The organism is Lysobacter gummosus (genome assembly GCF_001442805.1).
Taxonomy (GTDB): domain Bacteria; phylum Pseudomonadota; class Gammaproteobacteria; order Xanthomonadales; family Xanthomonadaceae; genus Lysobacter; species Lysobacter gummosus.
This window is the reverse complement of the sequence record NZ_CP011131.1, coordinates 1,687,622-1,711,405: the sequence shown is the minus strand read 5'-3', so window position 1 is coordinate 1,711,405 and position 23,784 is coordinate 1,687,622. Positions and strand designations below refer to the sequence as shown.

General features: G+C 66.7%; 21 protein-coding genes. 3 read left to right on the top strand and 18 right to left on the bottom strand.

The window, feature by feature from the left end:
• Positions 1-50: 50 nt before the first annotated feature.
• From LG3211_RS07040 to rlmE, 15 genes are all read right to left on the bottom strand, one after another.
• Positions 51-710, bottom strand: coding sequence for an ankyrin repeat domain-containing protein (locus LG3211_RS07040; RefSeq protein ID WP_057942205.1), 660 nt, complete (start codon positions 708-710; stop codon positions 51-53).
• A 323-nt stretch (positions 711-1,033) separates the two neighbouring features.
• Positions 1,034-1,750 carry a tetratricopeptide repeat protein gene (locus tag LG3211_RS07035; protein ID WP_057942204.1) on the bottom strand — a complete coding sequence of 239 codons (717 nt, stop codon included), beginning with the start codon at positions 1,748-1,750 and terminating at the stop codon, positions 1,034-1,036.
• A 121-nt stretch (positions 1,751-1,871) separates the two neighbouring features.
• On the bottom strand, positions 1,872-3,779 hold the full coding sequence (locus LG3211_RS07030) for a DUF11 domain-containing protein (RefSeq protein WP_083512362.1): 1,908 nt from the start codon (positions 3,777-3,779) through the stop codon (positions 1,872-1,874).
• Between the two features lie 545 nt (positions 3,780-4,324).
• Complete coding sequence (locus LG3211_RS07025; protein ID WP_148648784.1) at positions 4,325-5,272, bottom strand: glycoside hydrolase family 75 protein; 948 nt, start codon at positions 5,270-5,272, stop codon at positions 4,325-4,327.
• An 85-nt stretch (positions 5,273-5,357) separates the two neighbouring features.
• Complete coding sequence (locus LG3211_RS07020) at positions 5,358-6,185, bottom strand: NAD(P)H-dependent oxidoreductase (RefSeq protein ID WP_057942201.1); 828 nt, start codon at positions 6,183-6,185, stop codon at positions 5,358-5,360.
• Positions 6,186-6,455: 270 nt separating this feature from the next.
• Positions 6,456-7,748 (bottom strand): adenylosuccinate synthase, encoded by a 1,293-nt coding sequence (locus tag LG3211_RS07015; RefSeq protein ID WP_057942200.1) that lies wholly within the window; start codon positions 7,746-7,748, stop codon positions 6,456-6,458.
• Positions 7,749-8,707: 959 nt separating this feature from the next.
• Complete coding sequence (locus tag LG3211_RS07010) at positions 8,708-8,899, bottom strand: DUF2065 domain-containing protein (RefSeq protein ID WP_386791288.1); 192 nt, start codon at positions 8,897-8,899, stop codon at positions 8,708-8,710.
• 6 nt (positions 8,900-8,905) lie between these two features.
• Positions 8,906-9,772 (bottom strand): protease modulator HflC, encoded by an 867-nt coding sequence (hflC, locus tag LG3211_RS07005; protein WP_057942199.1) that lies wholly within the window; start codon positions 9,770-9,772, stop codon positions 8,906-8,908.
• On the bottom strand, positions 9,769-10,884 hold the full coding sequence (hflK, locus tag LG3211_RS07000; RefSeq protein WP_057942198.1) for an FtsH protease activity modulator HflK: 1,116 nt from the start codon (positions 10,882-10,884) through the stop codon (positions 9,769-9,771). Before hflK ends, hflC begins: the two co-directional genes overlap by 4 nt.
• Before the next feature lie 141 nt (positions 10,885-11,025).
• Positions 11,026-12,324: a ribosome rescue GTPase HflX gene (gene hflX, locus LG3211_RS06995; RefSeq protein WP_057942197.1), complete on the bottom strand. Its 1,299-nt coding sequence runs from the start codon at positions 12,322-12,324 to the stop codon at positions 11,026-11,028.
• A gap of 98 nt (positions 12,325-12,422) precedes the next feature.
• On the bottom strand, positions 12,423-12,695 hold the full coding sequence (hfq, locus tag LG3211_RS06990) for an RNA chaperone Hfq (protein WP_057942196.1): 273 nt from the start codon (positions 12,693-12,695) through the stop codon (positions 12,423-12,425).
• A 192-nt stretch (positions 12,696-12,887) separates the two neighbouring features.
• Entirely contained in the window at positions 12,888-13,877 is a 990-nt protein-coding gene (gene miaA, locus LG3211_RS06985) for a tRNA (adenosine(37)-N6)-dimethylallyltransferase MiaA (protein WP_057942195.1), read from the bottom strand.
• Between the two features lie 1,185 nt (positions 13,878-15,062).
• Positions 15,063-15,962, bottom strand: coding sequence for a dihydropteroate synthase (folP, locus tag LG3211_RS06980; RefSeq protein ID WP_057942194.1), 900 nt, complete (start codon positions 15,960-15,962; stop codon positions 15,063-15,065).
• A gap of 265 nt (positions 15,963-16,227) precedes the next feature.
• The gene (ftsH, locus tag LG3211_RS06975) at positions 16,228-18,123 is read right to left on the bottom strand and encodes an ATP-dependent zinc metalloprotease FtsH (RefSeq protein ID WP_057942193.1); all 1,896 of its coding nucleotides are present in this window, start codon (positions 18,121-18,123) and stop codon (positions 16,228-16,230) included.
• 162 nt (positions 18,124-18,285) lie between these two features.
• Positions 18,286-18,933 carry a 23S rRNA (uridine(2552)-2'-O)-methyltransferase RlmE gene (rlmE, locus tag LG3211_RS06970; protein WP_057942192.1) on the bottom strand — a complete coding sequence of 216 codons (648 nt, stop codon included), beginning with the start codon at positions 18,931-18,933 and terminating at the stop codon, positions 18,286-18,288.
• 78 nt (positions 18,934-19,011) lie between these two features.
• Between rlmE and yhbY the strand changes: the two genes are divergently transcribed.
• From yhbY to LG3211_RS06955, 3 genes are all read left to right on the top strand, one after another.
• On the top strand, positions 19,012-19,317 hold the full coding sequence (gene yhbY / locus LG3211_RS06965; protein ID WP_057942191.1) for a ribosome assembly RNA-binding protein YhbY: 306 nt from the start codon (positions 19,012-19,014) through the stop codon (positions 19,315-19,317).
• A gap of 96 nt (positions 19,318-19,413) precedes the next feature.
• The gene (locus LG3211_RS06960) at positions 19,414-19,788 is read left to right on the top strand and encodes an Mth938-like domain-containing protein (protein WP_057942190.1); all 375 of its coding nucleotides are present in this window, start codon (positions 19,414-19,416) and stop codon (positions 19,786-19,788) included.
• A 45-nt stretch (positions 19,789-19,833) separates the two neighbouring features.
• Positions 19,834-20,532 (top strand): hypothetical protein, encoded by a 699-nt coding sequence (locus LG3211_RS06955; protein WP_148648783.1) that lies wholly within the window; start codon positions 19,834-19,836, stop codon positions 20,530-20,532.
• 149 nt (positions 20,533-20,681) lie between these two features.
• Here the strand turns inward: LG3211_RS06955 and LG3211_RS06950 are convergent, their stop codons facing one another.
• The 3 genes from LG3211_RS06950 to LG3211_RS06945 all read right to left on the bottom strand — a co-directional run bounded on the left by LG3211_RS06950 (position 20,682) and on the right by LG3211_RS06945 (position 23,642).
• A complete protein-coding gene (locus tag LG3211_RS06950) occupies positions 20,682-21,242 on the bottom strand; it encodes a hypothetical protein (protein WP_057942188.1) in 561 nt (186 codons plus the stop codon).
• Between the two features lie 95 nt (positions 21,243-21,337).
• Positions 21,338-21,607, bottom strand: a complete 270-nt coding sequence (locus LG3211_RS25490; RefSeq protein WP_148648782.1) for a hypothetical protein — start codon at positions 21,605-21,607, stop codon at positions 21,338-21,340.
• A gap of 694 nt (positions 21,608-22,301) precedes the next feature.
• Positions 22,302-23,642, bottom strand: coding sequence for a hypothetical protein (locus LG3211_RS06945; RefSeq protein ID WP_237049844.1), 1,341 nt, complete (start codon positions 23,640-23,642; stop codon positions 22,302-22,304).
• Positions 23,643-23,784 lie beyond the last annotated feature (142 nt).

Below are 23,784 nucleotides of genomic sequence, written 5' to 3'. Positions count from 1 at the left end.
TTCCTTGGTGTGCCGTAGTTCCTGATGTCTTGCGCGATGTCGCCGAGGCCTCAGCCGCGTTCCAGCGCGATGCCGTGCTCGCGCAACCACGCATGCAGCGCATCGCGATCGGCGCGGGTGCGCGCGTTGAGCAGGCTCGGCGGCGTCATGAAGGCATAGCGTTGGAAGCTCACGCCCTGAGCGTTGCGCGCGTTGGCGTCGGCACCGGCCTTGAGCAGTTCCAGCGCGTGATCGGGCTGGTTGATCTTGCCGGCCACGTGCAGCGCGGTATTGCCCATGCGATCGGCGTGATTGGGATCGGCGCCCGCGCTCAACAAGCGCTTGAACTGCACCGGCCTTTCACCCATCAACGCGGCGCTGAGCGGTGTCGCGCCGGTCACCGAATGTCGCGTGTCCGGATCGGCGCCGTGCGCGAGCAGGGCTTCCAGGAACGCGGGATCTTTCGCCATCGCCGCCAGATGCACGACGGTGCCGCCGTCCACGCCGGGCCAGGCCGGATCGGCGCCGAGTTCGAGCAACGCGCTCAACCCGTCCAGGCTTTGATTGAACACCGCCCACTCGAGCAGGGTCACCTGCTTGTCGCCGCGCGCGGACAGATCCACGCCGGCGGCCAGGCGGCGGATATCGGCGCGATCGCCCGCGGCGACCGCGTCGGCCAGCTCGGCCACGCGCGGATCTGCGAATACTTGATGCGTCACTGCTTCGGACATCTTTGGACTCCTCCTGAGCACCTTGCGGACTTTCCCCGAGGCCCGCCTGAAGGCGGGAGGTCTTGCGAAGCGCACGTACACCCCTGCCGTAGTGCCTTGCGACATACGGCCACGTACCGTGGCTCGGGGAGCCTAGCAAGAACTGAGTGACGTTGCAGCCGGAACTGCGTCACAATTTTGTGCCGCACGGCACGCTGGAGGGCGGATTCACTGCGCGTGACGGCACGAATATCGGCCTCGGCGCGGATAGGGAATGAAGTGCGGAACCCGGTGGCGGTGAACCGTCGCCAGGCGCTCGATCCGGTCGGCCGATCCGTGCCGGCCTACTTGCCGCGCGCCGCCAACCAACGCTGATTGCGCGCGGTTTCTTCGAATTGGCGGTACAGCGCCTGATGCTCGCCGGGGCGCTGCGCGCCGTCGCGGAACACCGCTTCGGCTTCAGCGTAGCGGCCGAGCTTGAGCAGGCATTCGCCGCGCGAGAAGCTCGCCGCATCGCCTTGCGGATTCACCCGCAGGGAATGCTCGAAACCGATCAACGCCGCGGCGTAATCGCCCAGTTCCATCAAGCTGAAAGCGCGGTTGTCGATCGCCTCGAAGAACAGCGGAAACAGATCGAAGGCGCGCTCGTAATGTTCGATCGCGCGTTGCGGCTGGGCCTGTTCGCTCAACGCGCAGCCCTGGCGGTATTCGGCGTTGGCGCTGGCGATGAGCGCGCTCAGGTCCTGGCCGGTGGCTTCGACATAGCGCGGGAAATCGGTGTGCTTGAGGTATTCGAAGAAGCCGGCCTTGTCCGCGTCGGTGAGCGGCTGCGAGTGCAGCACGCTCCATCGCGCCTTGAAATCGGCCGCATCGATCGGCGCGTGATGCACCGCGACTTCCAGCATCCGCAGCGCATCGGCATGGGGACGCTCGCGGGTCGGCCGGTAACTAGTGCAATGGAAGACTTCGCTGCCATCGGGCCAGGTGTCGGCTTCGAGAATGCGCACCGTATGCCAGTCGCCGTTGTCTTCCTGGACAGTGATGAAATCGCCGGCTTTCATGTTGGGTTCCCTGGCAGTTGCGGACGTGTGATCGGCGGCCGGTCGCGCGGCTGCGCGACCGGCGTCGAGCTTAAGCCCCGCCGCCGCATCGCGAAAGCCGCGGCGCGCGTCGACACGTCGATCAGTAGTCGGCGGGATTCGCGCTGAAACGTACCGGCACGGTGATGTCCACGCAGGCGCCTACCGGCAACACCACGCCGCTTACCGCGATTGCGTTGTCGTTGATCGCGCCGCCGCCGGCCGGACACGTGCCGCCTCCGCCGCCGGGCGCGCACGACCACGGCGCGCGCAAACGCGCGCCGTTAGGCAGGTTGTCGCGGATGGTCGCGCCGGTCGCCGTATCCGGGCCGTTGGTATTGCAGGCGCGCACGATGTAGTCGGCCTGCCCGCCCGGGGTGTAGCTCGCATTGCTGTCGGTCTTGCTCAGCGACAACGACACGCATACCGCATCGACCGTGACCGCGGCGCTGTTGTCGGCGCTGCCGCCGGGCGCCGGGGTGAGGAAGCCGGCTTGCGCCGAACTGCCTTCGGCGAACGGCGCGCGGGCGGCGATGGTGGCGGTGTTGACGATGGCCGCGCATTGGCCGGCGCCCAGGGTCGCGTTGATCGTGTACCTCAGCCCCACGCCGGCCGCGGCGTTTCCGGCCGGCAAAGTGGCGCTGGCGTTGATCGCGCCGCTGCCGCTGGCGGCCGGACAGGTCGCCGCGCCGATCGGCGTGCAGGTCCAGGAGGCGAAGGTGAGTCCGGCCGGCACCGCGTCGGACAGGTTCACCACCGCATCGTGAGCGCTGGTGTCGCCCAGCGTCGGCCGCGCGGTGTTGTTGCGATAGGTGACGGTGAATTGCACGTTGCCGCCCGGCGTGGGCGCGGCGTTATCGACCTGCTTGGCGACCTGCAGATCCACGTCGTTGTCCACGATGGTGAGCGTCGCCGTCGTCTGGCCGGCGCTGCCGCTCGCGCAACTGGTGGTGGAGGTCAGGGTGTAGTCGTTGGCGCTGGGCTGCGCGGTGAACTGCACGGTTTCGTTGTCCTCGATCACCGCGTCGTCGATGATGCTGATCGGCAAGTCGAAGCTGGTGTTGTCGTAGCTGCCGGCCGGAATGCTGACGTTGACGATGTTGCCGTTGCCGCTGGTCACGCTGAAATCGCTGCCCAGGGCAGCGGTGCCGCCGGTGATGCGAACGGGAACCACGATGCCACCGGCCGGCACGGTGCCGATGACGCGCAACCGCGGCAATGTCGCCGCCTGGCCTTCGCGGGTGCTGTAGTTGGCTGCGTCGAATTCGATGTAAGGGCGCAGGGTGATCTGGATTTCGTCGAGAAAATTACCCAGCGAAATGCCGCCGCTGCTGCTGACCGCGGCGAATCCGACCTGCTGCACGCCGGACGTTCCAGTGTAGGTGAAGCTGCCGCTGTAATCGCGCCAGCCGTTGCTGCTGGCGCCGATGCTCAGCGTGCCCTGACTGGCCGAGGACGGCGTGCCGGCGGTATCGACGCGGTCGGTGCCGTTGTTGGTGGTGCCGATCTGGGCGATCGGGCTGGTCACCGCGGTGGCGGTGCTGCCCGATGCGTTGAGGCCGAAGCTCATCACGTCCGGCGTCGTCGCCGAATTGCGGCCGCGATGGCTCAGCCGCCAGCTGATCACTTCGCTGTTGGTCAGGCAGATGTTCTGGAAGATGCGCGAGGCCTGGTTGGCGTTGAGTTCGGCATGCTGCTTGCCGGCGCGCGCGGGCGTGGCGTTGAAGCTGTTGCCCCACAGTTCCACGATCGGCCCGCTGGCCGGGTTGGGCGTCACGCCGCAACCGCTGGCGATGCCGGAAGGATGCGTAGTGTTCCAGCCGGTGACCTGTTGCGGCCCGACCAGGAACGCGACGCAGGCGCCGGTGCCCAGGTCGGGCTGTTCGAAACCGAGATTGACGAAGGTGCGCTGGACCTGCGCCTGCGCCGGCAACGCCGCCGCCACGATCAATGCCGCCAGCGCGGCCCCGCACCCTCGGCGCGCAGGGCGCCACACGTTGCCTGTAACCATGAGCCGCCTACTCCCCCTGTGAGGCAGGCGCGCAGCCACCGCAGGACCGTCCGCCGCCGTCGGCGGACCCGGGCGGCGCCGCTCGCGGCGGTCGCCCCTCGACCTGCAGGCGACCAGACGCCGCCGGAATCAACTTGAACTCGGCTAAAAATGTGCCGATTAGCACGCTTTGTAGATGAGGAAGCGTGAGGATTGTGTAGGAGTCCGGGGACAGGGGGCCCGTCCCGGCTGGAGGCGAGGACCGCAGCAGTCGGAGACCGCTTCCTCTCCCGCTCCCTCTCCCGCTTGCTACCCAAGGTGACTTCCTTCGGGGCGCGGGGTGAGGGGCCGCGCTTGCGAGCCACTGGCTCGCGCGGCGCCGAACGCCCGAACGCTATGCGTTCGGGCCGGGATGGGCTGGGGTGAGGGGGGAGCGCCGCAGGCGCGAATGCTCTTGCTTGGATTTCTGCGACTACCCGCGCCCTCATCCCAACCCCTCTCCCGCGCGCGGGAGAGGGGCTCAAACGGGCTCCCGTCATCAGAAGACAGCTTTGTTAGCCCCAAGCTCAGGACGAATAATCGCCCACGCATTTCGACAACCGCTCCACCCCGCCCCACTGCTCGAAGCGGGCACGCGCCGCCGCATCGATGCGCTCGGGCGTCATGAACGGCTGTTGCGTGTCGCGGGTGCCGGGGAAGATCAACACCGCCGCGCGCGGCACGGTCCAGCCGCGGCCGAGGAACGGCGGCTTGCCGCGCACTTCCAGATAGTTCTGCGGCAAGCCTTCGCGGCCCAGCAGCTTGCCGTTCAACGCGATCGACGCCTCGCCGAGTTGCCGCGACGGCCCGGAATCGCCGACCACCGCGAACACCACGCGGTTCGTGCCCGGCACCATCGTCACCGCCAGATCGCCGACCTTGGCGCGCGCGGCGAACGGCGACGGCGCCTTGGGAATCACCAGCGCCGGCGTCAGCAAGGCATCGACGTAGTTGCCGATGTCGCAGGCATCGCTCATGCCCGGCGCGTGCAGCGCGGTGGCCGAGACCAGGAAGCCATCGACCGCCGGACACGGCTTGCCGTTGCGGAAGGGAATGATCGAAGAGGAAATCCGCGTGGCCTGCAATTGCGCCGCGGGCCAGCCGGCGGCGCTGGCCTGCTCGGTCGCGATGCGGCGCGCGCGCAACTGCGCGTTCGACAAATTCGCGCAAGCATCGCTCATCGCGTTGCACAGATTGTTGAGCGCGACCCGTTCGCCCCAGAAATCGTCCACGCGATACGAACGGCGGGTACCGTCGGTGTTGACGTTGAGCGCTTCCACGAACAACAGCGACGCCGACTGCGGATCGGCCCACACCGCGGTGCGGCCGCCGTGCGCGTTGCCGTCGGTTTGCTGGAACGACAGGCTCATCCCGCACTGCGCGCCGCGCGCCGGAGCGGCGGCCAGCGCGCCCACGATCAGCGACAACGCCAGCGGCAAGCCGCGCTTGCCCCACCACGATGAATACCCGACCACGGCCCGCTCCTTGTGCCTTCCCGCTCAGGACAACGCCCGGCGCCGGCGCGGGCGGCCATCGCGGTGTGTATCAACCGCGACCGAATCAGTCCCGCCCGGCCGCCACGTGCAGGGCGAAACCTTGCGTTCCCGCGGGCTCCAGCCCGGGCCTGAGCGTCATCGACGGCACCTCGTAATCGCCCGCGTTCTGCTGGCGGAACGCGATCGGCGCATCGGTCCACAACCCATCCAGGCGCTGGATCAGCCGTTCGCGAACGCCCGCGAACTGGTCCTCGCCCATGCGATCGGTGCGGTAGACCACGAACGAGGGCATCACCTCGAAGCCCGGGTAATGCAGCACGCCGTGATTGATCGGAAACAGCATGTCGTCGATCGGGCCGTTGATTCCGCGCGGGCCGTAGTGCTCTTCCCAACCGCCGGCGGTGACCGACAGCATCGCGCGCTTGCCGGCCATCCGGCCCTCGCCGTAGCGATCACCCCAACGCCGGTCGGAATGTTCGCCCACGCCGTAAGCGAAACCGTAGGCGTAGACGCGATCGACCCAGCCCTTGAGGATCGCCGGCATCGAGAACCACCACAGCGGAAACTGCAGGATCACCGCATCGGCCCAGCGCAGTTTGTCCTGCTCGCGGCGCACGTCGTCGGTCAGCGAGTCGCTGGAGAAGGCGCGGCGCGAATCGGCGGGAACGACCAGCTTCGCGGCGGCATCGCGCAACGGAAAATCGTCGCCGTCAACGCTGGCCTTCCAGTTTTGCGCATACAGATCGCTGACCTCGACCTCGTGCCCGCGCGCGAGCAGATGCTCGCGCATCGTGTCCTTGAGCGCGCCGTTCAACGACGCCGGTTCCGGATGGGCATAGACGATCAACACGCGTTTGGATTCGGTGGCGGTTTGCGGCGATTCGAAGTTCATGGCGGCGGGAAGGAAGATTCGAGAGACCCCACGATACAGGCGCATTGCGCTACGCAGGGTTCGCCTCGGACGCTTCATCGGGGCCTATCAGGAACCAATCGCCCGACAGCCCCGCCTTGATGGACGAACGCCGTAACGGCAGCAGCGGCGCGAACATTGCGCCGCCCGCGTGTCCGGCCGCGCCGCCGCCCGCCTCAACGCCAGCCGAAGCCGCGCAAAAGAAAAGCCCCGCTTTCGCGGGGCTTTTCGATGAAACGACAACGCAGCCGCTTACGCCCAGGGATCGCGCAACACCATGGTGTGGTCGCGGTCCGGGCCGGTGGAGACGATCGCCACCTGGCAGCCGGCGAGTTCTTCCAGCGCGCGCAGGTAGGCGCGCGCGGCCGGCGGCAGCTTGTCCCACTCGGTGATGCCGTGGGTGTTTTCGTCCCAGCCCGGAAATTCCAGGTAGACCGGCGTGCATTCGTCCCAGCCGGCCGCGTCCAGCGGCGCGTATTCGGTGCGCTTGCCGCGGTATTCGTAGGCGATGCAGATCTTCAAGGTCTTCATGCCGTCGAGCACGTCGAGCTTGGTGATGCACAGGCCGGTGATGCCGTTGATCGCCACGGCGCGCTTGAGCGCGACGATGTCGATCCAGCCGCAACGGCGCGGACGGCCGGTGGTGGCCCCGTATTCCTGCCCGCGGTCGCGGATGCCCTGGCCGATTTCGTCGTTGAGCTCGGTCGGGAACGGGCCGCCGCCGACACGGGTGGCATAGGCCTTGGCGATGCCGAGCACGTAGTCGATCGAGTCCGCGCCCACGCCGGTGCCGGCGAGCGCGCCGCCGACGGTGGTGTTGGACGAGGTGACATACGGATAAGTGCCGTGATCGATGTCGAGCAGCGAGCCCTGCGCGCCCTCGAACAACACGCGCTTGCCCTGCTTGCGCAGGTCGTGAAGGATGCCGGCGACGTCGGACTTCATCGGCTCGACGTATTCGCCGAAGGCCAGCGCTTCATCCAGGGTCCGCTGGTAGTCCACGCCTTCCACGCCCAGGTACTTGGTCAGCACGAAGTTGTGGTAGTCCAGCGCGCTGCGCAGCAGCTCGGCGAGCTGGGCCGGGTAATGCAGGTCGGCGACGCGGATGCCGCGGCGCGCCACCTTGTCTTCATAGGCCGGGCCGATGCCGCGGCCGGTGGTGCCGATGGCCTTGCCGCCGGCGGCCTTCTCGCGGGCCTGATCCAGGGCGATGTGGTACGGCATGATCAGCGGCGTGGCCGGGCTGATCTTCAGGCGCGAACGCACTTCCACGCCGGTGGCTTCCAGCTCGCCGATTTCCTTGCGCAGCGCCGCCGGGCTCAGCACCACGCCGTTGCCGATCAGGCACAGCGCGCCTTCGCGCAGGATGCCGGAGGGGATCAGATGCAGCACGGTCTTCTTGCCGCCGATCACCAGAGTGTGGCCGGCGTTGTGGCCGCCCTGGAACCGCACGACCGCACCGATCTGCTCGGTCAGCAGATCGACGATTTTGCCCTTGCCTTCATCGCCCCACTGGGCACCGAGAACGACGACTGACTGACCCATGAGTCCAAACTCCTGCGCTTGCTGTGAAAGCGGCCTTGGCCGCGAGGTCCGCCGTGACCCAGTCGCAGCCGATGCCGCGCCACAGGGCCATGAACGGAAAAAAGCCGGCGGGGATGGCCCCGTCCGGCTTTTGTGCATTATCCGGACTTCGGGTGGCCAAGGCCACCCCAAAAACGGTCCGAAACGGTCGGCAGCCGCGCGATCGGCGGTGTTTGTCCCGTTCCGTTCATGCTCAGGGGCCGCGAACGCGGACCGCGGCGGCCCGAACCGCGGCAACCGGCCCCTGTTGGCCCGGGTAAAACGCGGGCCCGGCCTTGCGCCGGGCCCGCCATCGCCGCGCGGTCCGACGCGCCCGGCGATCTCAAACGCTTACCTGTTTACTTGCCCGGCGCGGGCGCCTGGCGTGCCTCGATGCCGTCGTCGATGCCGCACTTGTTCTGATCCAGGCGCCGTCCGCTGAGCCGGCAGCAGGCGCGCGTGGTCAGCGGTCCCCTCACGTATCGCGTTTTTGCGTTCCAGCAGGTGGCATCGGGCTCGACGGTGTTGGCGGTGAACTAGACCGGTGGCGGCCGGGAACAGATCGCGAAAACGGCGCGATGCGCGCGGGGCCGAGCGGCCGTTGCCGTCGTCGAGCGCGTCCTTGCCGTGTTCCGTTCTAGGCCTGCGATCGCCCGCGCGACAGGGCGAAACCGGGACGCGCCAGGGACAGGCTGGGAAGGTTTCGCGGCCGCGACTGCGCGGCGGTGATGCCGGTCTCGCTGCCGGCTTGATCGGCGTCGGGTGTCGAGAGATTGCGTGAGCGGCCGGCGGACGCGATTCCGGCGGCTCGCCACGACGGCGCGAGCGCGGCGCCGGACGTCCAACGCGCAAGCGCGACAAATCGACGCGCCGAATCGCACGATCGAACCACGCAGATGAACAAGCCCGCTGAACGCACGACGCGCCCGCGGGCTCTCCGCTCAGACCGCGCGCAACACCCACAACGCGATCACCGCCACCGCCACCACGATCCCGCCGACGATGCGCAGCTGTTTATCGGGCAGCGCCTGCAACTGTTCGGCCGCGCGTTTCCAGCCGTTTGGCGCGACGAACAGGAACAGGCCTTCGAGCACTGCGACCAAGCACAGCGCCCGGATCAATTCGCCGATCACGTCCGATCAGCGATCGGACTTGAGGTATTGCAGGAACGGATCGTCGCGGTCGAGCACAATCACGCTCTGGCCGTCGGCGAAGGACTTGCGATACGACTCCAGGCTGCGCTGGAAGGCGAAGAACGCCGGGTCCTTGGACGCGGCCTCGCCGTACAGGCGGGTGGCCTCGGCATCGCCTTCGCCGCGCTGACGCTGGGCGTCGCGCTCGGCTTCGGCCAGGATCACGGTCTTGTCGCGGTCGGCGGTGGCGCGGATCGCCTGCGCCTGCTCCACGCCCTCGGCGCGCAGCTGGCTGGCGACCTGCAGACGCTGCGAGCGCATCTGGTTGTAGACCGAGGCCAGCACGTTGCTGTCCTGCGGCAGGTCGATGCGCTTGATGCGGATGTCCTTGATCTTGATGCCGAGCGTGGCCGCGCCCTTGTTGATGGTTTCCAGCTGCTTGCCGATCACCGCTTCGCGATCGCCCTTGACCACGTCGAGCAGCTTGAGCGAGTTGATCTCGTTGCGCAGCGAATCGCGGATGATCGGCGCGACGCGCTCGACCGCGACGTCTTCGTCGCCGCCGGTGGCCTGGAAGAACTTGCGCATGTCGTCGATCTGGCCCAGCGCGAAGAAATCCACGCTGACGTCGAGCTTGTCCGCGGTCAGGTAACGCTCGGGCTCGGAGTTGAGGATCTTCAGGCGGCGGTCGAACACGCGCGCGGACTCGATCAGCGGCCACTTGAAGTGCAGGCCGGGGCCGAGCTCTTCGCCGCTGACGATGGTGCCCAGGCGGAACACGATCGCGCTCTGGCCCGCCTTGACCACGAACACCGAGCCCAGCAAGGCCAGCAGCAGGGCCACGCCCGCTGCAATCAGGGCAGGAACTCTCATCGCATCACCTCATCGCGGGTCTTCGGACGCGGCGGACGGCCGACGTTGGGAACGGTGGAGAGCGAGTCGGTCGCGGTGACCGGGCTCAGCAGCTCGGGCTGGGCCAGCGGCACGCTGACCGGGCCCGGCGTGACCGGCGCGCCGCCGCGATCGGACATCGGCACGTAGATCATCTGGCGCGAATCGCCGCCGACGATTTTGCGGTTCTGGCTCAGCACGTCCTGCACGGTGTCCAGCCACAAGCGCTTGCGGGTGACGTCCGGCGCGTTCTTGTACTGATCGACCAGCAGCGAGAAGCGGGTCGCGTCGCCCTGCGCGCGCGCCACGACCGAGGTCTTGTAGCCCTCGGCGGTGGTGCGGATGCGCTGCGCGTCGCCGCGCGCCTCGGGCACGATCTGCTTGGCGTAGGCCTGGGCCTGGTTGATCGAGGTGGTCTTGTCGGCGTTGGCGCGCTGGGCTTCGTCGAAGGCGTCCTTGACGTCGTCCGGCGGGCGCGCGTTGGGCAGGTTGAGTTCGGTCACGGTCAGACCGGTCTCGTAGTCCTTCAGCGAACCCTGCAGGCGCTGGCGCACCTGGGTGGTCAGCAGGCTGCGCGCGCCGAGCACGGTGTCCAGGTCGGAGCGGCCGATCTGCTCGCGCACCGCGCTCTGCGCGGCCTGCTTGAGCACGTCGTCGGGCGCGCGCGAACCGAACAGATACTTGTACGGCGACTCGATCCGGTACTGGACGTTGATCTCGACGTTGACCATGTTGCCGTCGCGGGTCAGCACCGGCATGGTCTCGCTGTAGGCCTTGCTCTGGGTGGCGTTGATCTTGGTGACGCTCTCGATCGGCCACGGCGCCTTGAAGTGCGGGCCGGGCTGGAGCACGCGCGAGAAGTTGCCGAAGCGCAGGACCACGCCGCGTTCCTGCTCGGTCACCAGGACGAAGCAGTTGAACAGCAGCCACAGGCCGATCAGCAGCGCGACCCAGCGCAGGATGCCGCCGCCCCCGTTGCCGAACAGCCCGCGCAGGGGCTCGATCAGCGCGTCCAGGCCGCGGCCTGGGGGTTTGCGTTGCCGCGACGGTCGGTTGTCGCCGGAATTGTCACTGCCGGGGGTGTTCCAGGCCATGCCTGCTCCTAAAGAAGTGGACGCCAGACGGGACATCCTGTCCTGCCTGCTGCGCCGGCCGCGACACTGATCGCGATCGGCCCCCGGCGCAAGGGCGCCGCGGCGATCCGCGCGCATTCATGGCGCGCGAACCTGTCGATTCTAGGTGGGGGCCTGGGCGGCCTCAAGCAAGGGCCGCAAAACCTCGCCGTGCGCCTGCACGAACAGGCGCTGGGCGTCGGCCACGGCGAGGTCCACCTCGACCAGCCAGCCGAGCTCGTCGGCCTGCTCTGCGCGCACCGCGCCGAGCTCGTGCAGGCGCGCGCGCAGCTTCGCCGCCTGCGGCACGATGCGCACGCTGCCCTGCACGTGGCGCAGCTGCAGGGCTTCGCCCAGCGCGGTGCGCAGCAGGTCCAGGCCCTGGCCGTCGCGGGCGGAGACCCAGACCCGGTTCTTTTCCTCGCCCGGGCGGTCGATGCGCGCGGCCACGCCGTCGAGCCGGTCGACCTTGTTGAACACCAGCACCTGCGGCAGATCGCCGGCGCCGATTTCGTTGAGGACTTCATCGACCTGGGCGATGCGCTCGTCGCGCAGCGGGTCGGCGGCGTCGATCACGTGCAGCAGCAGGTCGGCCTCGCGCGCTTCCGACAGGGTCGAGCGGAACGCGGCGACCAAATCATGAGGCAGGTCCCGCACGAACCCCACCGTGTCGGCCAATACCGCGGCGCCGCCGGACAGATCGATGCGACGGACCGTCGGATCCAGGGTCGCGAACAACTGGTCGGCGGCGTAGGCATCGGCGCCGGTCATGGCGTTGAACAGGGTCGATTTGCCGGCGTTGGTGTAACCCACCAGAGCCACGCGCGGCAGCTCGCTGCGCATGCGCGCGCGGCGCATCTGGGTGCGCTGCACTTCGACCTTGTCCAGGCGCTTTTGCAGTTGCTCCAGGCGCTTTTGCAGCAGCCGGCGGTCGGTTTCCAGCTGGGTTTCGCCGGGACCGCGCAAGCCGATGGAGCCGCCGCGCTGGCGTTCCAGGTGGGTCCAGCCGCGGATCAGGCGGGTGGACATGTGCTTGAGCTGGGCCAGTTCGACCTGCAGCTTGCCCTCGGCGCTTTGCGCGCGCTGGGAGAAGATGTCCAGGATCAGGCCGGTGCGATCGACCACGCGGCGCTCCAGCAGGCGCTCCAGGTTGCGCTCCTGGCCGGGCGACAGCGAGTGGTTGACCAGGATCAGGTCGGCGCCGCTGGCGTCGGCCGCGGCCTTGACCTCGTCGAGCTTGCCGCTGCCGATCAGGGTGGCCGCGTTGGGCCGGTCGATGCGCGCGGTCAGCACGGCGGCCACGGAGGCGCCGGCCGATCGCGCCAGGTCGGCGAACTCTTCCAGCAGGTCCTCATCCGGCGCGCCGCCGGCATGAGGCTGGATCAACAGGGCGTGTTCGCCCTTTTTAGAACGCTCGAACATCAGTCGGGAGGGTGCTCAAAGAAGTGAGGAACAGGCAGAACGAACTCATATGGAGGCGCCGCGCCGGTTTCTCAATTCTCCACCGCCCGCTCCGGCGTTTATTCGGCTTCTTCGCCGTTGTCGCTGCCGTCGGCGGACTGCACATAGCCGCCGCCCGGGCCGACGCGGACGTTGCGCGCGGGGACCACGGTGGAAATGGCGTGCTTGTAGACCATCTGGCTTACGGTGTTGCGCAACAGCACCACGAATTGGTCGAAAGATTCGATGGTGCCCTGCAACTTGATGCCGTTGACCAGGTACACCGAGACCGGTACACGTTCGCGACGCAGCGCATTCAGGAAAGGATCCTGCAGGGATTGCCCCTTAGACATCTTCTAGTTCCCCAGCATGTTCTAGTTATTAGGACGGCGCGCCCCGCTCCGTCGGGTTCCCAGTGTGCCCCGGGAGGCCCGAAGGCGGGTGCTTCCGTATCGCCGGCTGTTGTCCCCACAGGGGCGACTGCCCGATGTTAACGCAAGTGCAAGCAAACATTGCGACCCGGTTCCGGGTTTGCGCGCTTCATTCTATGCGGCGCCTGTCCCTTCGCGCAGCCGCCCGGGCGCGAACAGCCTCAAGGCGTATGCGAGTTCCGCCGCGTCGCGCAAAGGATCGAACCAGCGCGCGTCAAGCTCGCCGCGCAGCCAGGTCAACTGGCGCTTGGCCAACTGGCGGGTGGCGAAAACCCCGCGGTCGCGGAACTCGGCCGCCGCGCAGGCGCCGTCCAGATGTTCCCAGGCCTGGCGGTAGCCGACCGCGCGGATCGCCGGCAGTTGCAGCGGCTGCGGGTGCGCCCGCAGACCCGGCAGTTCGCGCAGGCGCCGGACTTCGTCGAGGAAGCCGGCCTCCAGCATCTGGTCGAAGCGGCGCTCGATCCGCCCGTGCAGCACCGCGCGATCGGCCGGCGCCAGCACCAGCTTGAGTACGCGGTACGGCAGCCGCGGCGCCTGCGCCGAGGCGCGGCGCCAATCGCTGATGGCGCGGCCGGACAGGCGGTAGACCTCCAGCGCGCGCTGGATGCGCTGGGCGTCGGTGGCGTGGATGCGCGCGGCGGCCTCCGGGTCGATCGCCGCCAACTGCGCGTGCATGGCATCCCAGCCCTGCTCCGCCGCTTCGGCGCTGATCCGCTCGCGCATCGAAGGGTCGGCCTCGGGCATGTCCGACAGCCCGTGCAGCAGGGCGTGGAAGTACAGGCCGGTGCCGCCGGCGAGGATCGGCACCCGCCCGCGCGCGACGATCTGGTCCATGGCCCGGCGCGCGTCGAGCGCGAACTCGGCGGCCGAGTAGGTCTGCCAGGGATCGCGCAGGTCGATCAGGTGATGCGGGACTTGCGCCCGCTCCGCCTGAGTGGGCTTGGCCGCGCCGATGTCCAGGCCGCGGTAGACCAGGGCCGAATCGACGCTGACGATCTCCCCGTCCAGGCGCTGCGCCCAGTCCAGCGCGAGCGCGGTCTTGCCCGAGGCGGTCGGCCCCATCAGGGCGATGGCGAGTGGGCGCGGGTCGGAGGAAGCGGTCATGCGGGCGGCGAGGCGTAACGAGCCGGAAGCCTCGCACAGGCACGGGCGCGACGAAAGCCGCGGCATGCCCGCCCGCCGGATGCCGGCCGTCCGACCGGTTCCCCACAGATCGTGTGGAGAACCACTGGGGCAAGCCTGTTGATAAGCGCCCGCAGCCCAGGCCCCGCAACGGCTCGCGGCGGTTTGTCGATTTTTTGACCACTCGGTCACAGTTGTCCACACAGCCTGTGGACAAACCTGCGGACAGATTCCGGATCAACCTGCGCGAAGCGTTGCGGCATAAGCATTGCAAGAGGGTTGGCGAAAAATTAACCACTCAATTTTCTTGACTTCGATCGCGCGATCGGCGTGTTGGCTTACGCGCGGTCGATGCACTCGCGAGCGCATCGATTGCGATTTCCACAGAGTCTGTGGACAAGCTTGAGGACACCGATGTGGAGTCGGTGCTGCAGGCCTTGCGCTGCAAGGGCCCGCGTATGTTTGGACATTTTTTGACCACGCAAATCGCTTGACAGGACAGCGCGATTCGGCGGGTGCGCGATGAGCGCTTGTGGATGCGGTCGCATCGGCATCGCATCGAGTGCGCAATGCGATCGATGCGGCGACGAGCACGCTTGTTCGTCGCGCCGCGCGGACGCGAGCGCTGTCCACAATGCCTGTGGACAAGCCTGCGGACAGGCATGTGCGGTTTGCGCTGAGCGCCTTGCCTGGCAAGGGCCCGAGTAACTATGGACAAATTTTAGCCAGCGATTTTGTTTGACTTTTTCGCATTTGCACGCATGCGCGCGAGCGGCGCCGCGATGCAGAATCGCTGGTGGATTGCAAGCGATTTCGAGGATGTCGGCGCATCGTCGCCGGCAAGTTCGCGCAGCGATTTTTTATGTCCACAAACGCTGTGGACAAACCTGCGGATACACGCATTGGCATCGTGTTTCACGCCTTATGCCGCAAGGGTCCGGCCACTATGGCCAAATTTTAGCCAAGGCGATTTGGCGTCATGCGCAGCGGAATTTCAGGCGTCGTGCCGGTGTCGATTTTCCGCGAGCGATGCAAGTCGCTGCGGCGAGATCGCGATTTCGTCAAGACCCTGGATTCGCATCGCTTGCGCCAGCAGATACGCGCTTGTCGCAGACACGCGGTGCGCACCGCTCACGCCATCGCCCAGGCGCCGCTGGCAAGCCGGCCTTATTCGTCGTCGGGCCACTTCGGCATCGCCGATGCCGCGGCGCGCTTGGGCGTCTGCTGCGCCGCCACCGCGGCCCAGACCTTGAGCGCATCCACGGTCGCGGCGACATCGTGCACGCGCAGCAGCATCGCTCCGCGCTGCGCCGCGATCAGGTGCGCGGCAACCGAGCCGTGCACGCGTTCGCGCGCATCCTCGCGCCCGGTCAGCTCGCCGATGCTGCGCTTGCGCGACAGCCCCGCCAGCAACGGCACGCCGAGTTCGGTGAAGCGTTCCAGTTGCGACAGCAGGGTCAGGTTGTGCTGCAGGGTCTTGCCGAAGCCGAAGCCGGGATCGACCACGATGCGCTTCTTGGCGATGCCGGCCATCTCGGCGGCGAAGATGCGTTCGGCCAGGAAGCGATGCACTTGCGCGACGACATCGTCGTACTCGGGTTGCTGCTGCATCGAGCGCGGCTCGCCCAGCATGTGCATGAGCACGACCGGCACGCCGAGTTCGGCCGCGGCATCGAGCGCGCCTTCGCGGCGCAGCGCGTAGACGTCGTTGATCAGGCCGGCGCCGGCGGCGACCGCGGCGCGCATGACCTCGGGCTTGGAGGTGTCGATGCTGATCGGCAGCGAGGTCTCGCGCGCCAGCCGCTCGATCACCGGGATCGTGCGGCGCAGTTCTTCTTCCAGCGAGACTTCGTCGGCGCCGGGGCGGGTGGACTCGCCGCCGATGTCGAGCGCGTCCGCGCCCTCCTCCGCCAGCCTCAGGCCATGCGCGACCGCCGCTTCGAGCGTGTCGTGGGCGCCACCGTCGGAGAAGGAATCCGGCGTGACGTTGACGATGCCGAGCACGCGCGGGCGATCGAGCGTCAGACGGCGGCCGTTGCAGTCCAGGGTCGGGGCGAGGTCGAACATGGGTGGTTCCGGGCGGGCGGCGATGATTGGAATGCTAACCGCTCGCGGACTGTGTGGGCTTGCTGGGAGCGATGGGGGCTGATCGAAAAGCATCGGGGCTGAAGCCCCTCCCACAGAGACCTCGTGCATGCCGGAAGTCTCTTGTGGGAGGGCTTCAGCCCCGACGCTTTGCGTTCAAACACCGGACACCCCAAATAGAAAACGCCGGAGCAAGCCCCGGCGTTCTCGTTCTTTCAGCGATGTCCGCTTACGCGGCGCAATCCGATCAAGTCTGCGCCGCAGGCCCGCCGATCGCGCCCGGACGGTTGTCGTCCTTGGACACCTTGCCCGACTTGGCCCAGTCCGCCGGCGGGCCCGGCTCGCGGCCGGCCATGATGGCGTCGATCTGGGTCGCATCGATGGTTTCGTACAGCAACAAGGCGTCGGCCATGATGTGCAGCTTGTCGAGGTTGTCCTTGAGGATCTGCGAGGTGCGGCCGTAGGCCTTGTCCAGAATCCCGCGCACGACTTCGTCGATGCGGCGCGCGGTCTCGTTGGACACGTTCTTGTGCTGGGTGACCGAACGGCCGAGGAAGACTTCGTCTTCTTCTTCGCCGTAGGCGATCGGGCCCATCTCGTCGCTCAGGCCCCACTTGGTGACCATGTTGCGGGCCATCTTGGTCGCGCGCTCGATGTCGTTGGACGCGCCGGTGGTGACCTTGTCCACGCCGAAGATCAATTCCTCCGCGACGCGGCCGCCGTACAGCGAGCACAGCTGCGATTCGATCGCCACGCGGTTCATCGAGTACTTGTCGCCTTCGGGCAAGTACATGGTCACGCCCAGGGCGCGGCCGCGCGGAATGATGGTGACCTTGTAGACCGGATCGTGCTCGGGCACGACGCGGCCGACGATGGCGTGGCCGGCCTCGTGATACGCGGTGAGCTTCTTCTCGTCCTCGCTCATCGCCATCGAACGGCGCTCGGCGCCCATCAGGATCTTGTCGCGCGCCTTGTCGAAGTGCTCCATGCGCACGTCCTTGGCGTTCTCGCGCGCGGCGAACAAAGCCGCCTCGTTGCACAAGTTGGCCAGATCGGCGCCGGAGAAACCCGGAGTGCCGCGGGCGATGGTCATCGGCTCGACGTCTTCGTGCAGCGGCAGCTTGCGCATGTGCACGCGCAGGATCTGCTCGCGGCCCTTCACGTCGGGCAGGCCGACCACGACCTGGCGGTCGAAACGGCCCGGACGCAGCAGCGCCGGATCGAGCACGTCGGGGCGGTTGGTCGCGGCGATCACGATCACGCCTTCGCCGCCTTCGAAACCGTCCATCTCGACCAGCAACTGGTTGAGGGTCTGCTCGCGCTCGTCGTGACCGCCGCCCAGACCGGCGCCGCGATGACGGCCGACCGCGTCGATTTCGTCGATGAAGATGATGCACGGCGCGTGCTTCTTGGCCTGCTCGAACATGTCGCGCACGCGGCTGGCGCCGACGCCGACGAACATTTCCACGAAGTCCGAACCGGAGATCGAGAAGAACGGCACCTTGGCCTCGCCGGCGATGGCGCGGGCCAGCAGGGTCTTGCCGGTGCCGGGCGGGCCGACCATCAGCACGCCGCGCGGAATCTTGCCGCCCAGCTTCTGGAACTTGGACGGATCGCGCAGGAACTCGACCAGCTCGCCGACTTCTTCCTTGGCCTCGTCGCAGCCGGCGACGTCGGCCAGGGTCACCTTGACCTGGTCCTCGCCCTGTAGCTTGGCCCGCGAGCGGCCGAAGCTCATCGCGCCCTTGCTGCCGCCCTGCTGCATCTGGCGCATGAAATAGACCCAGATGCCGATGAACAGCAGCCACGGCAGCACGTTGATCAGGATCATGATCAGCGAGGGGCTGCTCGACGGCGGGGTCTGCTCGGTGACGACCTTATGGTTGATCAGGTCGTTGATCAGGTAGGGATCGCGCGTGCTGTAGGTCGTGAACGAGCTGTCGTCCTTGCGCTTGCCCGTGATCGTCGCACCGTCGTCGGAGATCTTGACCTCCTTGATACGGTCGGTCTGGACCTGGCTGATGAAGTCGTTGTACGCGAGAACTTCCGTCCCCGGCGTGCGCGGACCGAACGCCTGGAACACCACCATCAGCACGACGGCGACGATCACCCAGAGCAGCAGATTCTTGGCCAAATCGTTCATGTATTTCCTACCCTGCGACCCCACAGGCTATGTGGGGGGTCTCGTGTCCTCCGACGCCTCGTGCGCCGGCGGTAACGCCCAGATTGTCACACACCCGTCGCCGGGCACTTGCCGAGATTCGGCCGGTTCAGCGCCCGGTGCAATCACCCGTTAGCCCAGGGCTCAGGTCATCGCGGCCTTTTTGCCCTGCGCCAGCGCGTACACCTCCGGCGACCGCTTGCGCGAAGCCGCCGGCTTGCGAATCGACACCTTGGCGTAGCGACGGCGCAGTTCGCGCACGTAATCGTCGAAGCCCACGCCCTGGAACAGCTTGATCAGGAACGTGCCCTCGACCTTCAGGTGCCGGTCGGCGAAATCCATCGCCAGCTCCGAAAGGTGCATCGCCCGCGGCAGGTCAACCGCATCCACGCCACTCATATTGGGGGCCATGTCGGACAGCACAAGGTCCACGCTCTGCCCGCCCACGCTGGCTTCCAGCTGGGCCAGGACCTCGTCTTCGCGGAAATCGCCGAGAATGAAATCGACCCCGGCCAGGCCGGGCATCTCCAGGATGTCCAGGGCGATGACCCGTCCGGGCTGGCGCGGGTTCATCCGGTCCAGCTCGCTGCGGACCCATTGCGACCAGCCGCCGGGCGCGGCGCCCAGATCGACCACGATCATCCCGGGCTTGAGCAGGCGGTCGCGTTCGACCAGTTCCTCTAATTTATAGGCCGCGCGCGAGCGCAAGCCTTCGGCCTTGGCCTTCTTTACGAAGGGGTCGGAGAAGTGTTCCTTGAGCCAGCGCTGGCTGGATTTGCTGCGGGTCGCCATGTGCGGGCGGCCGTCCCGGTGGGGGTTGGGGACGCCATGATACCCTGAGCGCCCTTTCCGCTCCGTTCGTGTGACCAGATGCCGACCCTGCTGACCTCCGCCCAGACCCGCTTCCTGCGCGGACTGGCCCACGACCTCAAAGCGATGCTCCAGGTCGGCGGTAAGGGGGTGACGGATTCCTTGGTCGCCGAAATCGACCTGGCCCTGGAACACCACGAGCTGATCAAGGTGAAGGTCGGCGCCGACGACCGCGAAGTCCGAGACTCACTGATCGCTGAGATCGCCCAGCGCACCGAGTCCGCCCTGGTCCAGCGCATCGGCCACACCGCCGTGCTGTACCGGCCCAGCAAGGACAAGCGTCAGATCGTGTTGCCGCGCGCCTGACAGAGCCGGGAATGGGGAATCGAGAATAGGGCATCGGTTACCCCTCCTCTCTAAAGGCTTTGCCGATTCCCGATTCCCCATTCCCGATTCCCGCCCATGCAACTGACCCTCGAACGCCCCGACCACGAATTCTTCCTGCGCGGCGCCGACGGCCAGGCCGCGCTGGTGAACGATCGCCGGATCGAGCGCAGTTTCGTGCTGGCGCCGAACCGCCTGGTCGAAGACTGGGCCGTGGGCGAGGTGCGCTCACTGACGATCGAAGACCTGGAACCCTTGTTCGCGCTGGAGCCGGAGCTGATCGTGCTCGGCTGCGGCGCCGCCCAGGCGTTCCCGCCGGCCGCGACCCTGGCCGCCTGCCTGCGCCGCGGCGTCGGCCTGGAATCGATGACCAACGCCGCCGCCGCGCGCACCTTCAACGTGCTGGCCGGCGAAGGCCGGCGCGTGGTCGCGGGGTTCGTGCTCGGGGCGTGAGTCGCCGCGCTTAGCCGCGTCCGCGCCTCGATCCCCTCTGACTTCTTGTCCGAGCCGCGCGAACTGGCGCGAGTACGACGCCGACGCTATAAAAGTGCATCGCGGCGAATGATCGCGAATTGCCACCGAGGGCTCGGCATGGCCGCAAGCGATAGCACGGACGAGACCGACAGCGCGCCGCTGGATTCGCGCGAACTGGACCATTTGCGTTCGCAGGTTTCCGCGATGCCGCCAAGGCTGTCGTTGATGGGCGGACTGATCGCGGTCGCGGTGGTCCTGGGGATGGTGATCGCCTCGCCGGAGTTGCACGACTACTGGTCGCTGTTCGGCTTCGGCGTGCTGTTTCTGATCGGACTGTTGATGACCCTGTCGATCTATCACGATCAGCAGGCGCTGCGCGCGGATCTGGCCGGCGGCGTCAAGCTTTGGCGCGACGGCTATGTGCATGCGCTGTGGACGAGCGAGGACAGCGATACCGGGCGGACCCACTACAGTGTCGAGATTGCGATCGATCCCAGGCCTGATAGCGATCCCGATCCACAGTCGCCCATGAGCTTCCGGGTTCCGTCGGCTTGTTATGGCGCGGTGGCGCAGGGCGACCGCGTCCGTATCGCCTTCACGCCGCGCCAAGCCGTGTTGTTGAATCTGATCAACGGCAACTACGAGTACATCATCCTCGATGGGCACGGCAAGATCATTTCGTCGTCGCCGGATGCCACGGCCGGGAAAACGCGGCCGGGTTGAAGCCGTTGTTCGCAGATCGCGCATGGGCTAAACAAAGATCGTTTCTGCCGTCATTCCCGCGAACGCGGGAATGACGAGCAAAAAAACGGATGCTCGCTACAGAGCAGCACCTTTGACCGCCCTTTAAGGGCATCTCGCTCGACAGAACCTCAATCGCCCAGGCGATAGCGATAAGAAGCGGTGCTCAGCTCCATCACAATGCCGCTGGCCGGCACGTACCAGACGCTGACCCGACGGCCTTTCTGCAGTGCGGTGTACGCACTGCGCGGCACCTTGAACTCGATCGTTCTCGCGGGCGTTTTATCGCCGATCAAAGCGAGAACGCAATACGGCCGCAGCTTTCCACCGGCGACGCGCATGGATGCGACGCGGCCGCTGACGAGCACTTTGACTCCAAGCTCAATGTCGTCGCGCACATAACGCCCGCGGTTTTCCGCAATCGGAAAATTCAGCGAAAGCATGAACATCAGACCGGCGGCCACGAAAGCCACTTCGCCGCCGAAGCCGAACGGCAACACCAGCGCGCCTGCTGCGGCGGCGGCGAGCAACAGCGCCGTCAACACCCTCCAATAGCCGCCGCTCCTGGCGACAAGCTGACTGCGTTCGAATTCGCTCAGCGGCCGGCTGGTGTCGGCGAGGGCATTCCAGGTGGTGATCGGCTCGATATCTCCGAGCGGGAGACTCCATCCTTCTTGGTTCAGGGTCAGCATGTGCGTTCTTCTTGCGGCGGGGGAAGTGTGCGGGGCGGCGAAGCAAAACTTTCAGTGCCGCATGCATCGAAGCTGTACTTGCATGCGGGCGATGGTCAAGCACCATCGAGCTTTACTTCCGAGTTCTGCGCGCCGCTTGTGTATTCGCGCGATGCGTTGATCACATTCATCGCCACTGCGCTGCAATGCACGCAATCGACTCGAACGCGATCATTTGTTGCGTGCGCAACCTGTGTTGAATCAGCCGCATCGAACCAGAATTCTTTCGCCGACCTTTCATCGCTTTCCGCCGGCCTTTCATCGGCACCAAGTCCGATTTCGAACCTAGCAATCACCCTAGGTACGCATACTTTTTTTGCTCGCATGCGCGACTCGCGCGATGCGTACAAACCCGTGTGCGTCGATGCGAAACCGCCAGCGCGGCGCTTATGTAACCGCTGGGAAAACGCAGCCCAGCTTGCGCGACGGCGAAGTCGCGCAACGGCAGAGGCTGGGTTTCATCCGGTGATGTCGATGCGCCGATCCTTCGGCTCGCTAGTGCTCCATCGCGGTTCCATTCCGCATCGGTACAGGCGCACGCCGCGCGAGAACACCGCTCGCAGCAGCCACAGTCGCACCGCGGCGCGGACACTAGCACGCGATTTACCGAACAAGTATTCGAATACGGCAAGCATTCGATCGATTCGGCCGACAATTATTTCGATCTGAGATACAAGCCCGGTTTTCCTGCGCAATGCGGCCTCGACAAAGACGGCATTCGCATCGGATCGTGCAGCCATTTAGCCGGAAAACCGCGGCCATGCGAAAAACCAGCCTTTTTGCAGGGCAAAAGCGATTCCAAACCTCATGTCATGACTCGTTCCACACTTGCATCGGAACTGCGTGCATCCAGCCGCCACCTGTCGCCTTCCTGTCGCCGCTCATCGCCGCGCCTGGATTCGTCACGCGCGAAATCGCGATCATTAAACTCGGACGTGGCTGATGCGTTGCGCAGGCACGACCACGCCAAGTCCGCGACGATGGCCGCGTCGCGGATTGAAGTCCCGCACAGGGCCTCGCTTATTTCACGACTCGCTTCAACACCCGATCGCCTGCCCGATCGCCGGCCGCCAACTCCCAGCCGGACTTGAGCTGCAGCTTCCAGCCGGCTCCCGACATCTCGCTGCCGCGGGTTTTCTTCGACGGCGCCACGAGCACCAGCGTGCGCCAATCGGGTTTCATCAAGGCGCCTTCGCTGACCTCCAGCGTGCCCCAGTCATCGCTGATACGCAGCCCCGGATAGACCGTTCCGTGCTCGCCCAAGGCTTGCAGATTGCGCGGATCGAACTGGATATTCATATGCTGCAAGGGCACACGCAGCACCGGGCCGTCGACGAAACGGCGCAGGTTGTCCGCGGACACGCGTTGGCGCGCGAGCTCGCGTGCTTGCTCGCTCTCGCGCAAAGCCGCGCCGCCGTAACGTGTCGCGCGTTGGTCCAGGGTCTGCGCACCCACGGCCTCATCGATGTTCACAGTGGCGGACAGCAGCGCATACAGGCTTGCAGGCGTCGCGAGCCGTTCGCGCCAACCCGGCGCGCGGCGATCCAGCAACAGCCCATAAGCCGGGCCGGTGGCGTAAGCGAAGGAACGCACGAAGCTCGGATCGCCGACATGCACGCGCAGATCATGCAGCGCGGCCTGCAGACGCCGTTCCGGCGTGGCCTCTCCGACCATCACGCCGGTGTATTCCGCCAGGCCTTCGTTGAGTTCGAGTGCTGTCTCGTCGTTCGCGGCCTTGGGGAAACGCCGATAGCGATCGGCGCGGAAGGCCAGCGCATCGTCGATGGCCAGGCGCTGGGCCTGCGCATCATCGGCCTGCAACGCGGTGGCCAGCGCGCGCCATTCCAGTTGCAACGCGTAACGGCCTTCGAACGTATCCAGATGGGCATTGTCGCCGCCCTCCACGGCGGCGATGCGCAACTGCGGATGCAAGCGGTGGAACAATTCGTGCGCGATCAGCACCGAACGCCGCGCCTCATCCTCGGGCAGGGGCCAGACCAGCTGAGTCCAGTGCGTGCCCGACCAGTGCGTCGCGGTGTTGGCGGCGTTGTCCTTGGCCGGCAGACTGCCGACGAAGACCGCGCCGCGGGCCTTCAACGCGCCGTCGGCATCCGCCTGGCTGGCGAGGATGGCGCGGGTCTTGGGATCCACCAGCATGATCGGCGCGCACAACGATGCGCCCCACAACTTGCCGGCGTCGCGTTCGCACAGCGTGCGCGCCAGCGCGAACACTTGAATGGCGCGTTCAGGCGAAATCGCGGATTCGTCCGGCGTTTTCGTCGTGGCCTCGGCAGCAATCGCGCCGGAGGGCGCGAACGACAGCGTCACACTCAACACACCCGCCCACATCGCTGACTTCATGCACGCCTCATCCAATCGGCCGCCACACGGCAACGCCGCACGGATTCGTGCCGATGCTAGTTACGACGGCCGGGCGCTCACAGTGCTATCGGTTTGTTTCGCGCCATTGCAGATGTCACTGGTGCGGCAGGCGTCGAACAGA

What these genes read in the sequence shown, in the direction of transcription:
- LG3211_RS07030 (WP_083512362.1), bottom strand. Translation starts at nt 3,779, where the DNA reads ATGGTTACAGGCAACGTGTGGCGCCCTGCGCGCCGAGGGTGCGGGGCC.
- yhbY (WP_057942191.1), top strand. Translation starts at nt 19,012, where the DNA reads ATGCCGACCCTGCTGACCTCCGCCCAGACCCGCTTCCTGCGCGGACTG.
- hflK (WP_057942198.1), bottom strand. Translation starts at nt 10,884, where the DNA reads ATGGCCTGGAACACCCCCGGCAGTGACAATTCCGGCGACAACCGACCG.
- ftsH (WP_057942193.1), bottom strand. Translation starts at nt 18,123, where the DNA reads ATGAACGATTTGGCCAAGAATCTGCTGCTCTGGGTGATCGTCGCCGTC.
- LG3211_RS06945 (WP_237049844.1), bottom strand. Translation starts at nt 23,642, where the DNA reads ATGAAGTCAGCGATGTGGGCGGGTGTGTTGAGTGTGACGCTGTCGTTC.
- LG3211_RS25490 (WP_148648782.1), bottom strand. Translation starts at nt 21,607, where the DNA reads ATGCGAGCAAAAAAAGTATGCGTACCTAGGGTGATTGCTAGGTTCGAA.
- LG3211_RS07035 (WP_057942204.1), bottom strand. Translation starts at nt 1,750, where the DNA reads ATGAAAGCCGGCGATTTCATCACTGTCCAGGAAGACAACGGCGACTGG.
- rlmE (WP_057942192.1), bottom strand. Translation starts at nt 18,933, where the DNA reads ATGGCGACCCGCAGCAAATCCAGCCAGCGCTGGCTCAAGGAACACTTC.
- LG3211_RS06950 (WP_057942188.1), bottom strand. Translation starts at nt 21,242, where the DNA reads ATGCTGACCCTGAACCAAGAAGGATGGAGTCTCCCGCTCGGAGATATC.
- hfq (WP_057942196.1), bottom strand. Translation starts at nt 12,695, where the DNA reads ATGTCTAAGGGGCAATCCCTGCAGGATCCTTTCCTGAATGCGCTGCGT.
- folP (WP_057942194.1), bottom strand. Translation starts at nt 15,962, where the DNA reads ATGTTCGACCTCGCCCCGACCCTGGACTGCAACGGCCGCCGTCTGACG.
- LG3211_RS07040 (WP_057942205.1), bottom strand. Translation starts at nt 710, where the DNA reads ATGTCCGAAGCAGTGACGCATCAAGTATTCGCAGATCCGCGCGTGGCC.
- LG3211_RS07020 (WP_057942201.1), bottom strand. Translation starts at nt 6,185, where the DNA reads ATGAACTTCGAATCGCCGCAAACCGCCACCGAATCCAAACGCGTGTTG.
- miaA (WP_057942195.1), bottom strand. Translation starts at nt 13,877, where the DNA reads ATGACCGCTTCCTCCGACCCGCGCCCACTCGCCATCGCCCTGATGGGG.
- LG3211_RS06960 (WP_057942190.1), top strand. Translation starts at nt 19,414, where the DNA reads ATGCAACTGACCCTCGAACGCCCCGACCACGAATTCTTCCTGCGCGGC.
- hflC (WP_057942199.1), bottom strand. Translation starts at nt 9,772, where the DNA reads ATGAGAGTTCCTGCCCTGATTGCAGCGGGCGTGGCCCTGCTGCTGGCC.
- LG3211_RS07015 (WP_057942200.1), bottom strand. Translation starts at nt 7,748, where the DNA reads ATGGGTCAGTCAGTCGTCGTTCTCGGTGCCCAGTGGGGCGATGAAGGC.
- hflX (WP_057942197.1), bottom strand. Translation starts at nt 12,324, where the DNA reads ATGTTCGAGCGTTCTAAAAAGGGCGAACACGCCCTGTTGATCCAGCCT.